Here is a 13,514-nt window from a genome sequence, read left to right as displayed (position 1 = left end):
GTTAGACAGCCCTTTTTCTTTATTGATTTATTAGGTTTGAATTACTTATTCATAGCCTTCATTAACTGTTCTTTCATCGTGTCTACTCCCGGAAAACCTGTTTGCTTAAAGGTGATATTACCCTCCGGATCAACAACAAAGTAGGTAGGAACTCCCTGTATGTTGAAATTGGACATCAGAAAACTCCATTGCTCATTTGTCACACGGAAATGTTCACCATGAATATCGGTAATCATATTTTCCCAAGTACCTTTGGGAGAAGTCTCGCCTGTGATGTAAAGGTAGATAATATCCATATCTTTTAATTCCTCTTTCATGGGAAGAATAGCTTTATTAGCCGTGCGGCAAGGACCACACCATGTTGCCCAGAAATCAACTAACAATGTGTGTCCCCGGAATTTAGAGATAATGGAGGGAAATAAATCCTCATTGGAGACTTGTCCGGCTTCGTTCACTGTGAATCCTGTCTTTCTTTTGTTCAATTCAATTTTCTTTATGATTTCTTTGTTCGTTTGGTTAAGCATCTCGGCATAAACCGGAGAAGAAAAAGTTTTTAATTCGGCATGCTGTTCTATTGTTAACGGGGAGAAATTTTTGATGGATTGATACAGCTTATTAAATTTAATATTATCAAATAAGGGTCCCTGTCCTGTTCCTAGTGTCTCCTCAAGTATCTTTTGAGAATCTGGCAGGAAGCTTATCAAATAAATCGTCGATGCGTAATATTTGCCGTATAGAGCTTTAAGAGTGTTGATAGAACTGAATTCCTTTAATATGTCATAGTATCCTTTAGGAGTATCGATGTGAGTATTATAAAAATAATCGTCTGTCTGTTCCCTATTCAGTTTATTGACAGCAATATGTGCTGATTTTAGTTCTCTCTCCGTCATAGCGATTTTGCCAGTCGCATCCAGATCTACCAGGATATTTAATAGCTCTTTGCACGCATTACTGTATTGTGATTGCGCGATTTCTTTTCGAATAGATGGAAGGCGCTCAAGTACATAAGCTTTATATTCATCTGCACTTTTCCCGACAATGTCGTTGTACATATCCATGTAATAAACGCTTTTTAATACAATGTTTATATCTACTGAAGCTAATTCTTGTTGTAGGCTAGCCAGATAACCATTGAAGTATACAGGCTCTCCATACGTTTTATCTTTTCTTTGCAGATGTGCTTGTCTGCGGCAAAGTTCTTTCGTATTTATAATGAGTGATGTCTCTTCATTGGGAGCTATCAGACATTCAATCCAACCAAAAGGAAATTCCAATGCTACGCTTGTAACAGATACCACTTTTAATTCCGCCAGGAAAGTGCCGTCTTCCTTGATTTTTATGATATTCTGTTCGTTGTGGATATTCAGTGCAGGACTTTCTATGTGCATCTTCACTTGCTTTATCATCTCTTTTTGATAGTCCAGTATTTTTCCTTTAAGAGTAGCAGTTCCGTAGGCCAACTTAGGAGTCGGCAATATCGCTTTCTTATTTATTTTGTGTACGACTGCTTCTTTGGGAAGTTTCTGTTTATAGAATGCATCCTTATCCAGTTGTATGCCCCATATCTTATATGCTCCGTCAAAATCCCCTTCCGAGAAATCCAGACTGGTCACATTTTCGGGTATGGGAGGAAATAACAATTGGAATTCCGCTTCTCCTGATTCCGGCATCCAGAACTCCTTGTCTAATGTGATTCCAATTCCTCTTCGAATGGGATAAAGCATTCCATTGTTGTCTTTCAGGAAACTGCCCGTTGCTATTTTTATCCAATATTTAGGATGATAGAAAGCCTTTATATACACTGTTGTCACTGTATCACTCATGACAATTTTATCGACCTCGATACTGTTGGAGCTCCATGCTAGAAAAGGAGGACGCTCGATCACTCTGTCTTTGGCTTGTATGATGCAGGTCATGCAGCATATCAAACCAATAATCCATACGAATCTTTTCATGTGAATAATGTTTTGTTACATGAGCAAATATAAGGATCTTTTTATAACTATCCTTGTAAACAGCTGAAAAAGAAATGTTTTTTTGAGCACCGGGGAAGGATACGTTCGGCACTGGGGGAGGAGGGTGCTCCCCACCGATGAACGCCCCTTTCCTTACCGATGAGGAAAGGGAGCGGCACCGGGGAAAGAATTTACTGTAATCTGAATACGATAGGAATGGTATACTTGACAGAAACAGGCTGTCCTTTTTGCATTCCTGGTTCCCATTTAGGCATATTACCCACTACGCGTACAGCCTCTGCATCCAGTGACGGAGATACACTGCGTAAGACTTTGATATTCGACAAACTTCCGTCTTTACCAATAATCATCTGTATGATGACTCTGCCTTGCTCTTTACTTTTTTGAGCGATGACGGGATATTTGATACTTCTAGCCAGATATTGGAACAGGCCGGCTTGTCCTCCCGGAAATTTGGGCATTGCTTCTACCACGGTGAATACTTCATCCTCATTTTCTCCTTTTACACTGCCTCCCTCTGGAGTTGGATCATCTTTTGCAGCATAGCCCACCACCACTACTTCATCCATGTCGGACTGCTTTACCTCTTCCGCTTTGGGAAGCTCCGGACCAGTCAGTCTGAAAGCAACAGGAACTGTAAATTTCACGTTCACCGCTTCTCCCCTTTGTTTACCGGGTTTCCATTTAGGCATGGCGGCAATTACACGCATGGCTTCTTTGTCGAGATACGGATTGACACTTCGTTCCACTTTCGTATCGGCTATAGTTCCGTCCTTTTTAACAGTAAAGCTTACAATCACGCGTCCTTGTGCGCCGATTGCATGTGCTTCAGCCGGATATTTGACATTCTTCGACAAGTAATCCATCAGTGCCTGTGCTCCTCCCGGAAAATCTGGCATTTCTTCTACAACTTGGAAGACAACGGAATCTGGTACACTTTTGATTTGAGTTTCCGTCATTTCCTTTCCTTGCTTATCCAGTGGAAGTGTAGTTCCTTGAATTTCTTCTATAGGAAGTTCCGGAATATCCGTGGTTTCAGCTTGTGTGGCAGCTTCTTCTGTTGCTTGCCCCATCATTTCTTTGGCAAATTTTTCAGTAGTACGTGCCACCATTTCGATGTTACTGACAATCATTAAGATAGCAGCCAAGGGAAGAAACATCAGATATTTTGTTCTTCCTATTTCTTTCGTTCTTCGTTTATTCATCATTTTAATACGATTTTTGAGTGGTAAAACATTGAAACTATTTGATAAATTTGCTGCAGCCTTGTGATGTGCCAGTCCCAATAAATGGTACTGGTATGATTTACTATCATGCCCCGTCTCCAATACATGGTGATCTGCCAGGTATTCGAGGTTTCCTCTGACTTCCCGTTTCATCAGCCAGATAAATGGATTGAACCAGCAAAAGATACACATTATCTCGCTGATAAGTACGTCTACCGAATGGTATTGACGGACGTGTGTCTCTTCATGAGTAATGATTTCACTGATTTCAGATTCCGTATGTGATTGTGGGTGTATGAATATCCAGTGGAAGAAAGAAAAAGGGCCGGTTTCCTTCTTTAATAGATGTACGCGTACTCCTTGTATCTTGCTTTTTGAGCATTGGAAGTGTAACCGGATGATGCTACCCAGTTGTACAAAGAAGCGTGTAGCTAGTGATAACATTCCGCTCCAATAGATAATTTTTGCGAACTGTATGATAACCTCTTGCCAGTTCATTGCAGGCTCTTGTAAAGGAGTAACTGCTTGCTCCGGAAGTATGATGGTTGCATAAAGATCTGCCATTGCCACCATTGGTTCGTGAGCTTTTATCCATCCCTGAATATTCAGCAAAGGATAAAGCAAGGAGATAGCGAAGAAACATAGCAAAGCCATCCTGCGCCAATGGAAGAAGGTGTCTTTATGAAAAAACAACCGATAGAATGCGTAGAACAGAGCTATCGCTACATTTATCTTTAGAAAATAAGCCAGTTCCGGAGTCATGGTGATGAATGTTTTCTATTAATTTTCTTTTCCTTTTTCAATGAGTTCGATAATATCTTTGAGATCATCGGTCGAAATTTTCTGGTCTTTGGCAAAGAAAGAAACCATCTCTTTGTAAGAGTTCTCAAAGTAGTTACGAACTACACCACTCATAAAATGGCGTTTATATTCATTTTCGCGAATGGCAGGAGTATATTGGTAGGTATTACCCACACGTTTCGGTGTGACATATCCTTTTCGCTCGAGGTTCTTCACGATAGATGCTACTGTGGTATAAGGAGGTGCCGGTTGCGTATACTTTGCAACAATGTCTTTTACGAAACAGCATTGTAACTCCCAAATGTAGATCATTACTTCTTCTTCTTGTATAGTTAACTTTTCCATGGAGATGTTGTTTAATTACGAATACTTCGCAAATCTACGAATATTTCGTAAACAGCCAGTAGATAGTTGGTTAATAATTGTGAATGTGTAAATTTTGCAAGAATATTTTGATTGCATTGTTGTCTGGAAATTAGTTAAGCATAAAAAAAGACCGGATAAACATTATTTTTTTCTATATAGTCACTCTTTAATAACCTTTATGCAAAAAATAGACTATCAAGGATTTTTTTATATAAAATAAATGAAATATATTTGCGGCTACGAAACATACGTTAAATATGGAAGGGTGCGTTTCAATACTTTAATCAGTTACGAATAATTCCCCGCACTTCAAACAGAACTATTAACTAATAATGCCAACCAAAGGGAAGAGGGAGGCAAACTAAAAAATGAATGATATGAAAAAAGGTTTGATTTTTGTGCTATTTGCACTTGTTTCTATCGTTTCTTATTCTCAAATTTCTTGGAATGCCAAAGTGGGTATGAACATGAGTAACTTTACTGGGGATATGGATACTGACATGAAGATTGGATTTAATGTAGGTGTTGGTATGGAATATCAGTTCTCTGATATATGGTCTATCCAACCTTCTTTGATGCTTTCTCAGAAGGGTGGTAAATATGATAAAGATGGAGAATCAATAAAGTACAATCCTATGTATCTTGAAATTCCAGTATTGGCTGCTGCAAGATTTGCTGTTACTGATAATCAGAATATTGTAGTGAAAGCTGGTCCTTATTTTGCATTTGGAATTGCTGGTAAAGCTAAATATGAATTTGATGGTGAAACGGAGAAGGGTGATTTCTTTGGTGATGGTGATGATCAATTTGGTGGAAAAAGATTTGATTGTGGTATTGGTGTAGGTGTTGCTTATGAAATCGGTAAATTCTTTGTAGGTCTGGATGGTGAATTCGGCTTTACTAATGTAGTTGATTTCAAATCAGACGGGGTAAGTAATCCTAAGAACATGAACTTCTCTATTGGTGTAGGTTACAAGTTCTAAACTTATTATACTCTCTTTATAATATCTCTAAAATCCCTCGTTCTATACTCTCTTGGAACGGGGGATTTTTCTGTCTTGATATAAAAAGAAAAACGGCATATCTCCATTGAAAGGATACACCGTTAATTCTCTCTCTTGCAATTCTTACTCATTAATCACTTATCTGCTTGGATAAGTTTGCTTTCTCTTTTAATTCTTTGTATCTCTCTATTGCATGTTTGCGACTCATTAGTATTTGCCAGCGGTATACCCAACAGGTGGTCAGGAAATAAATACCAGCTTGTAGCCATAAAGCTTTATATTCAAAAGCTACTTCACTAAGAGTGGCTCCCATATTGTTGATTTTTACAAAGCCGTTAATTCCAAACGTTGAGGGGAAGATGTAGGATACATACTTCCAAAACGGAGGAATAGCTGCCCCCGGCCAGGAAATACCGGAAATAAATAACAAGGGGACTGATGTGAATACAAAAATCAGCATACACGTTTCCCGGTTGCGAATGGCAATGGAAGCTGTCATCGCAAAGAAAATACAAGCCGCAAGATAGGGGACAACGAATAATATTAATGAACCGGGTTGTCCTATTTGGTTGAGGCTAAACAATCTTGGAACTACATAAAGTACGTAGAAAGCTACCAATATATAAACCAGAAAATAACTCAATCCTTTTCCTAATACAATTCGTAACGTTCCGTTGTAATGACGGTTGATAGGTACAAGATCCCTAAATCTGTTGTTCTCACGAGCAGTTCCTGCGGCGAGACCGATGCCGAGCAATAATGTCTGTTGGATAATCAATACCAATACAGCAGGAATCAGAAAAGCGGCGAATCCGGCAGTAGGGTTGAAGATGGAAATCTCTTCATATTCTATCGGATAAGCGGTGATTTCATCCTGACGATCGGTCGTGTTTCCGCTACGTGCAATTTTGATGTCCTTGTTCATATCCAGAGAAACGGCAGTGTTGGCAAGAAGCATCGATTTATAGTATAACAATCCGCTCATATCGCAATAGATGCTGACCTGTGTCTGCTCTCCTTTTGCGATATTGTCGCTGAAATCCGAAGGGATATAAATGATACCATACGCACGCCGGTTCTTCAGCATTTGTTTGGCCTCTTCCATATCGGCACAGTAAGAGACGATTTGAATATCGGGTGTGGCATCTACCTTGCGTAGATATTCACGGCTAAGAGATGAATGCGAATCGTCTACAACAACAGCAGGAACTTCACGCACTACTTCGTTGTCATAAATGAAACTATACAACAACGGATAACCTAGTGGGACGAGTATGAAAAATATCAGTACCCCCTGGTCGCGGAAAGTTGTCTGAAACTCCCGCTTCCAGATATAAAACAGGTCATTGATGCCTTGGGCTATCTTGTCTTTTAATTTTATATCTTTCATTTAGGGTATATATTTATAGTAAACCAATGCTTCCTTCAGGCGATGAACCACAAAGAAAGGGAGCATCATAAATATTAATAGTGCCATATAGTTGGTCCATGAGTAAGCCATGCTATATCCGTTGAGCGCTTGATCGACGTAAATAAGGAAATAATGCCGCAACGGGAATAGGTTACTCAAAGCCTGTAGAACAGGGTGCATAGCCATGACCGGGAATGAAAATCCGGAAATGGAGAATGATATGACTCCCCACAGGGAAGCGAAACTTAATCCGAGTCGTAGAGTCGGCAGAGTTCCTATCATGACAATGCCACAACATTGAGATGCCAATACGAGACACAGTGTGGCGAATATCATCGGGAATATGCCGCTATTGCAAGGAAAATGCAGGAATCCATACAGGTATACATTATAAAATATACCCATAATGAAAAAGACTATTGTATGGGGAAGCAGTTTCCCAGCCAATGCAATGTAAATGGAGTTGTTGCTCATCCGTAGCCATTCTCGGGCAGTACGATCCTTGATTTCCACACCGATTGAATAAACGGTAACCATAAATATTAATAGCATGAGTACCCCCGGTATCAGTGTATTGCATAAGTATACCGAATAGTTCAGCCACGGATTATTTAGTGGGTGTGTATCAATTACAATCGGTTGCAGATAAGCCATAGCCTGATCCTCTGTCGCACCTTTGGCATACAGCATCGTCCGGGCCGCAGCTCCGGAGGTGAGTTCTCCCATCATTTTCATGTCCCTGAACAATAGAGAGCCTGCAATCAGGTATGAGTAATTGGTGTAGAAAGAGATCGTTGGCTGCCGTTGGCTTTGTGCCTCTGCCGATAAACCCTTGGGGAGATAGAAGAATCCGTAGATTTTTCCCTCCTGCATGGCAATACGTGCATCTGTTACATTGCTGTAATGAGCTACAACCCCTGTCTGCGAAAAAGCATCCAGGTTGCGGACAATATTACGGGAAGTAGACGAATCATCCATGTCCACCACTCCCGCAGGCAAATCCTTGGGAAGCCCCGAATCCATTAAAGTGGTGAAGAATATATAGCAAAACAGCGGGGCGATGACCATACAGAAGAGATAGAGCGGACGTGATACCAACCGCCGGCACTCTCTTTGCATGACCTGCCACAAAGCTATATATTTCTTTTCTCTCTCTTTCATGGTCATTTACTTGTCAATGATAACAGACATACCCGGACGGAGATTTTCCACCTTTTCTACCGGAGAAGCTTTCACCTCGAATGTTTTCAGATCGAACTGTCCGGTGGTTTTGGTTGCTTTCCAAGCAGCATAAGTGCCTAAATCTTTCAGATAGTATACTTTGAGTTGGATCTTTTTATTATCCAAAGCAGGAATGACAGCCTCGAACTCCGAACCCATCGTCAGGTTCTTCAGCAGATCTTCGCGTACATTGAATGTTACCCACATATCGTTGAGTTCTGCGATATTCATGATAGGAGCACCGGTACCAACCAATTCGCCTACCTTCGAGAATATTTCAGAAACTTCCCCGGCAGCCGGAGCGATGAGATAAGTTTCCTTAATATACGATTCAACTTCGGCAACAGCTCCTTTCGCCCGGTTTACCAAAGCTTCCGCAGCCATCTTATCTTCACGTTCGGCTCCATTCTTCGCCATGGTATATTGTGCTTTGGCAGCTTTCTCTGTTGCAATACTTGCATCCCGTTGCGCAGTCACTTCATCCAGCTTCTGTGCAGGCATCACTCCCTGTTCATAGAGATTCTTGATGCGTTGGTATGATTTCTCGGCAATGGTAACGCCTGCTTGGGCTTTTTGCCACATTTCATAAGCTGCCTGGATTTGTTCCTCCCGTGCGCCTTTGATTGCTTTTTCATTTTGTGCCTGTGCAGCTGCTTCAGCAGCACGTGCCTGTTCCATTTTTGCTACCACGTCAGGAGCTTCCAAAATGGCTAGTGTATCCCCGGCATTGACACTTTGCCCTTCTTTCACGCGAAATTCCAGTATACGTCCCGGAACTTTACTTGAAACGCGATATTCGGTAACTTCAGCCTGTCCCTGTATAATTTCAGGACCTTTGCGGAGCATGAAGAAGCCAACGACTGCAACGATTGCAATAACTCCCAACAGAGTAAGGAATGCAAGCAGCATATTGCTGTTTTGTGATTTTATAGGTGCCATATTAATATGAATTTAAATGATAGTTGATAAATGATAAATGATAGGTGATAAATGATAGTTGATAGATGATAACTGATAACTGATAGTTGATAACTGATAACTATCATTTATCACCTATCACCTATTTCAGAGTTCCCAAAGATTTCTTCAGATAGATTTCCGTCAGCTTCACATCTATTTGCGCATCAATCTTTTCTGAATGAGCAGACAACCATGCTGTTTGTGCTTCAAGAACATTGCTGGTGGCAATCACTCCTTCTTTAAAACCAAGTGTTGCATAGCGTAGATTTTCTTCCGCTTTTTCCATGTTTTTAGAAGACATTACCAATTTCTTACCGGCTTCTTTTACCTTGAATGCGGCTTGATTGACCTGTAATTCTATTTTTTCACGAGCATCCTGAAGTTGATACTGTGCAATACGAGCTTCGGCTTTTGCCGCTCTGGTTTTATAAATACCTTCTCCCCAGTGCCATATAGGTATCTGTACCATCACTCCCACATTCCACATACCTTTGAACTTGTTTTCAAAGCTATTGAAAACCGAGGGATTGGTTACCATATAATTCCCCATCAATGCGATGGATGGAAGATGTTCTGCACGGGTTACATTTACTTTCTGTTTATAAATCTGCGTTGCCAATTCGAGGCTACGTATTTCCGGACGATTCTCATAAGCGGTGGATAGATCGAAATGAGGGTCCGTTGTCAGTAATGGAATGTCTTCCATATTTTCGTCTGCCAGTGTGATGGGAGAACTAAGATCAATGCCACATAGTTGACACAACAACATTCGCGCAAGACTCAATCCGTCTTCCACTTTAGTCAGTGTCATTTCCGCTTCATTTACCTTGACGCGTACAGACAAACCGTCTGCTTTCGTAGCTACTCCTTCATTAATCATTTTCTCTACATCGCTGTCCAGCTGTTGCAAAAGCTTTAGATAACCTTCCGCCAGCTTCTTTTTGTTAACCAGCGAAATAACTTGCCAGTAGGCTTGGTCCGTACTCATGATCACTTCCTGCATACCGCCGTGATGTTGTTCTTGGGCCAACTCTTCGGCATACTTTGTAATTTTGTTGTATGCACGGATCTTCCCACCCATATATAAGGGCTGTGTCAATGTAATGGCACCTGCATAGACATTTCGGGTGTCTGTGCGGAGCGCATCCACTAAAGAGTTTCCCGCTTGATCGAGAGCGGGTAGAGCTCCACTTAAAGAAGAAATAAGTGGCGCCAAGTCTGGGTATGCTGTTACAATCTCGTGTGCGGCCTGTTGGAAAGGCACAGCCAGATTCGTTCCTAATCCTGAAAGCGCAGCTTTCTGGTCATTATTTAATAATGAAAACTCTTTCTGGTTCCTCATGTAAGCTCCCGTTGCCGAGAAATTAGGCAAATAATTTGTAAATGCAGCTTTCCGTTGATAATGAGCAGCATTTATTTTTTCATTGCTTATCAACAAATCTTTGTTGTTGGCAAGAGCTAATGCGCGGCAACTATCCAGACTTAGAAAGCTCTGCGCTTTTACTGTAAAAGTGAAACTTAACAGAAATGTCAGAAAAAAAACTTTTTTCATCGCATCTTGCATATTAATAAGGTGATACTTCTATTTTAAATAACCCTGTTCTTATGTAATTTGTTTATTAAAGTAGTCAGTTTTTTTGTACTTGTTTACTTAAACAATAATTGCATAAACAACGATGCAAATGTATATGCTTTCTGTGAGAACTCAAAACGAATTAGCTTTTTTTAGAAATATAGTGGGGTTGGATTCTGTTGAAAAGAAAGAAGGCTGTTTCTCATGACGAGGAACAGCCTTTCTTGATATATAAAGTAAGGGGATTTTAATTACAGAGCACCTACTTCTTTCAAAGCAGCGTTTGTTCCGTGAACAGCTTTTGCGCTAGCTGCGAACTTAGCTTTTTCGTCTTCGTTCAGGTTCAGTTCAACGATCTTTTCGATACCGTTCTTGCCAAGGATTACAGGAACGCCGATGCAAAGATCTGATTCGCCGTATTCACCTTCCAATAATACAGAACAAGGAACCATCTTCTTTTGGTCGTGAAGGATAGATTCAACTACGAATGCTCCCGCTGCACCCGGTGCATACCATGCAGAAGTACCCAGCAATTTAGTCAGTGTAGCACCACCTACCATTGTAGCAGCGGCAACTTCTTCCAGTTTTTCGGCAGAGATGAAGTTGGATACAGGCATACCTTTGTAAGTAGCGAAACGAGTCAAAGGAATCATAGTAGTATCACCGTGACCGCCGATAACCATACCTTCTACTTCGTTAGCGTTGCAACCGATAGCTTGAGACAAGAAATATTTGAAACGAGAGCTATCCAGAGCACCACCCATACCGATAACACGGTTTTTCGGCAGGCCCAGAGCTTTCAATGCCAAATAAGTCATTGTATCCATTGGGTTAGAGATAACAACGATGATAGCGTTAGGAGAATATTTCAACAGGTTTTCTGCTACCGATTTAACGATACCGGCGTTCACACCGATCAGTTCTTCACGAGTCATACCCGGTTTACGAGGAATACCTGAAGTAATCACAACAACGTCAGAGTTAGCAGTCTGAGCATAGTCGTTCGTGCAGCCTATCAATGTAGTGTCGAAACCCAACAATTGAGCTGTCTGCATCATATCCATTGCTTTACCTTCTGAAACGCCTTCTTTAACGTCCAGCATTACTACTTCGTCTGCTACTTCATTAAAAGCAAGTACATTTGCACATGTAGCACCTACGTTACCTGCGCCTACTACGGTTACTTTTGACATAATACTATATATTTAAAAAGTTGATAATTTGTTTTATCTTTTAGCGCGACAAAATTACAACGATAATCCTGATTAAAGAAATTTTTCCGTAATAATTTTAGTTAAAGGTCTAAGTTCTCCCGAATGGACAGCTATAATGGAAAAAAAGTGGTCGGACAAGCCGTTGGCAAGCGTGGAAAAGAAGCGGAGAATAAGCAACGAAAACGATACAAAAACGAGGGTGTCCGAAGAGGGGTGCACAAAGCGCTGAAACGCCCGCCAGTAAAGGGAGAAAACCCAATGGAAACCAGTAGAGTAGAGAAGAGTAGAGAAAAGAAGAGTAAGTAAAAGTATTATTTCTGTTATAAACAACAGCAATAATACTGGGCAGAGGAGACAGCTTTTGCTGCTGCCGCTGTCGGTTCGGATCACTTCGCCGGTGCTGTTTCTGTTCCCGCGTCCTTCATGAGTTGTTCGTCCGGCAGATGACCGGCTTTCGTCTGGTAGGTTGTTGATGCTCGTCCGGTGGGTAACGGACATTCACACGGTAGATAACATACGTTTGTCCGTTAGGTAAATGCTATATTATTTCTCGGGCTACCGCTTAGCGTACGGACATGAGCTGAATGGATATTTATTGAAACGCAGATTAATGCAGATTTTCGCAGATTATTTCAAAAACTCTCACTTTTTATACTTGACTTCTGTTGCGAAATGATTACTTTTGCGCACGTTATCAATTCACAACTGAAACTATGAGTAAAAAAAGCCTTCTTATTGCGGCCGTGGCTATCTTGGTGATAGCTATTATTGGTATTACTTATTTATTGTTTACCGAAAAACAAGCTAACCGGGAGTTAGTGCAGGAATTCCAATTAGACAAGGAAGATCTGGAAAACGAATATGCCCGTTTTGCACAACAATATGATGAGTTAAAGATGACGATTTCTAATGACTCTTTATCTCAATTACTGGAACAGGAACAATTGAAAACTCAACGTCTATTGGAGGAACTTCGTACTGTGAAGAGCTCGAATGCGACAGAGATTCGTCGTTTAAAGAAAGAATTGGCTACTTTGCGTAAGGTAATGGTTGGCTATATCAATCAGATCGACTCTTTGAATAAACTGACTGCACAGCAGAAACAGGTCATAGCTGAAGTGACCCAAAAGTATAATCAGGCTTCACGACAGATCGATAACCTTTCTGAAGAAAAGAAGAATCTGAATAAAAAGGTGACGTTAGCCGCACAACTCGATGCAACTAATATTCGTATCGAACCACGCAATAAACGTGGCAAAGCTGCAAAGAAAGTGAAAGACGTGGTGAAGCTGGCTATCAGTTTCACGGTCGTGAAGAATATAACCGCTGAAAACGGTGAACGTACCATCTATATACGTATTACCAAACCCGATAATGATGTACTGACCAAGAGTGCATCCAATACTTTCCCTTATGAAAACCGTACATTGGTTTATTCAATTAAGAAGTATATTGAATATAATGGAGAAGAACAGAATATCAATGTGTTTTGGGATGTAGAAGAGTTTCTATATGCCGGAAATTATCGGGTAGATATTTTTGAAGGCGGGAACCTGATAGGTTCGCAGTCGTTTACATTAAATTAATATCGGGGTATTTTTCTCTCTACCGATATTTTAATTTCCTTCTATATTAACTAACCCGATGGTCTGTTTTTAATATTTCTTCGGGTAACAGTTGTTCTTTTATGGATGAACTGGAGAAAGAACTGCATAAATAATTGCAATAATATACAGAAAATAGGGCGAGCGTAGCATGAATT

General features: G+C 40.6%; 11 protein-coding genes. 3 read left to right on the top strand and 8 right to left on the bottom strand.

The features are described from left to right. Positions 1–41 precede the first annotated feature (41 nt). The 3 genes from AAHJ11_RS07375 to AAHJ11_RS07365 all read right to left on the bottom strand — a co-directional run bounded on the left by AAHJ11_RS07375 (position 42) and on the right by AAHJ11_RS07365 (position 4,348). Positions 42–1,955, bottom strand: coding sequence for a TlpA family protein disulfide reductase (locus AAHJ11_RS07375; RefSeq protein ID WP_413579249.1), 1,914 nt, complete (start codon positions 1,953–1,955; stop codon positions 42–44). Positions 1,956–2,146: 191 nt separating this feature from the next. Then, the gene (locus tag AAHJ11_RS07370; RefSeq protein WP_413579246.1) at positions 2,147–3,964 is read right to left on the bottom strand and encodes a TonB family protein; all 1,818 of its coding nucleotides are present in this window, start codon (positions 3,962–3,964) and stop codon (positions 2,147–2,149) included. Positions 3,965–3,982: 18 nt separating this feature from the next. Further along, positions 3,983–4,348, bottom strand: coding sequence for a BlaI/MecI/CopY family transcriptional regulator (locus AAHJ11_RS07365; protein ID WP_004305524.1), 366 nt, complete (start codon positions 4,346–4,348; stop codon positions 3,983–3,985). Positions 4,349–4,746: 398 nt separating this feature from the next. Here AAHJ11_RS07365 and AAHJ11_RS07360 point away from each other — a divergent pair, with 398 nt between their 5' ends. After that, positions 4,747–5,352, top strand: coding sequence for a porin family protein (locus AAHJ11_RS07360; RefSeq protein ID WP_321027948.1), 606 nt, complete (start codon positions 4,747–4,749; stop codon positions 5,350–5,352). A gap of 151 nt (positions 5,353–5,503) precedes the next feature. On the opposite strand, the gene AAHJ11_RS07355 is transcribed toward AAHJ11_RS07360, so the two are convergent. From AAHJ11_RS07355 to mdh, 5 genes are all read right to left on the bottom strand, one after another. Next, positions 5,504–6,763, bottom strand: coding sequence for an ABC transporter permease (locus tag AAHJ11_RS07355; protein ID WP_320978554.1), 1,260 nt, complete (start codon positions 6,761–6,763; stop codon positions 5,504–5,506). Continuing rightward, the gene (locus tag AAHJ11_RS07350) at positions 6,764–7,945 is read right to left on the bottom strand and encodes an ABC transporter permease (protein ID WP_004297230.1); all 1,182 of its coding nucleotides are present in this window, start codon (positions 7,943–7,945) and stop codon (positions 6,764–6,766) included. It lies immediately after the preceding gene. 6 nt (positions 7,946–7,951) lie between these two features. Further along, positions 7,952–8,944 (bottom strand): HlyD family secretion protein, encoded by a 993-nt coding sequence (locus tag AAHJ11_RS07345; protein WP_320978556.1) that lies wholly within the window; start codon positions 8,942–8,944, stop codon positions 7,952–7,954. Positions 8,945–9,065: 121 nt separating this feature from the next. Next, positions 9,066–10,517 (bottom strand): TolC family protein, encoded by a 1,452-nt coding sequence (locus AAHJ11_RS07340; RefSeq protein WP_195648626.1) that lies wholly within the window; start codon positions 10,515–10,517, stop codon positions 9,066–9,068. A 272-nt stretch (positions 10,518–10,789) separates the two neighbouring features. Beyond that, complete coding sequence (gene mdh, locus AAHJ11_RS07335) at positions 10,790–11,731, bottom strand: malate dehydrogenase (protein WP_148366539.1); 942 nt, start codon at positions 11,729–11,731, stop codon at positions 10,790–10,792. A gap of 123 nt (positions 11,732–11,854) precedes the next feature. Between mdh and AAHJ11_RS07330 the strand changes: the two genes are divergently transcribed. Both AAHJ11_RS07330 and AAHJ11_RS07325 read left to right on the top strand, forming a co-directional pair. Then, positions 11,855–12,058, top strand: coding sequence for a hypothetical protein (locus tag AAHJ11_RS07330; protein WP_195648625.1), 204 nt, complete (start codon positions 11,855–11,857; stop codon positions 12,056–12,058). A gap of 407 nt (positions 12,059–12,465) precedes the next feature. Then, entirely contained in the window at positions 12,466–13,338 is an 873-nt protein-coding gene (locus AAHJ11_RS07325; protein WP_148366538.1) for a hypothetical protein, read from the top strand. The last annotated feature ends 176 nt before the right edge of the window (positions 13,339–13,514 follow it).

The organism is Bacteroides sp. 90-K9/2, assembly GCF_047310725.1.
In the GTDB taxonomy this organism is placed as follows: Bacteria; Bacteroidota; Bacteroidia; order Bacteroidales; family Bacteroidaceae; genus Bacteroides; species Bacteroides vicugnae.
Note: the sequence above shows the minus strand (reverse complement) of the source record. Positions and strands in the feature narration are given on the sequence as shown.

Coding starts and splice junctions, on each gene's coding strand:
- AAHJ11_RS07350 (WP_004297230.1), bottom strand. CDS start 7,945: ATGAAAGAGAGAGAAAAGAAATATATAGCTTTGTGGCAGGTCATGCAA.
- AAHJ11_RS07375 (WP_413579249.1), bottom strand. CDS start 1,955: ATGAAAAGATTCGTATGGATTATTGGTTTGATATGCTGCATGACCTGC.
- AAHJ11_RS07370 (WP_413579246.1), bottom strand. CDS start 3,964: ATGACTCCGGAACTGGCTTATTTTCTAAAGATAAATGTAGCGATAGCT.
- mdh (WP_148366539.1), bottom strand. CDS start 11,731: ATGTCAAAAGTAACCGTAGTAGGCGCAGGTAACGTAGGTGCTACATGT.
- AAHJ11_RS07330 (WP_195648625.1), top strand. CDS start 11,855: ATGGACAGCTATAATGGAAAAAAAGTGGTCGGACAAGCCGTTGGCAAG.
- AAHJ11_RS07345 (WP_320978556.1), bottom strand. CDS start 8,944: ATGGCACCTATAAAATCACAAAACAGCAATATGCTGCTTGCATTCCTT.
- AAHJ11_RS07365 (WP_004305524.1), bottom strand. CDS start 4,348: ATGGAAAAGTTAACTATACAAGAAGAAGAAGTAATGATCTACATTTGG.
- AAHJ11_RS07325 (WP_148366538.1), top strand. CDS start 12,466: ATGAGTAAAAAAAGCCTTCTTATTGCGGCCGTGGCTATCTTGGTGATA.
- AAHJ11_RS07360 (WP_321027948.1), top strand. CDS start 4,747: ATGAAAAAAGGTTTGATTTTTGTGCTATTTGCACTTGTTTCTATCGTT.
- AAHJ11_RS07340 (WP_195648626.1), bottom strand. CDS start 10,517: ATGAAAAAAGTTTTTTTTCTGACATTTCTGTTAAGTTTCACTTTTACA.
- AAHJ11_RS07355 (WP_320978554.1), bottom strand. CDS start 6,763: ATGAAAGATATAAAATTAAAAGACAAGATAGCCCAAGGCATCAATGAC.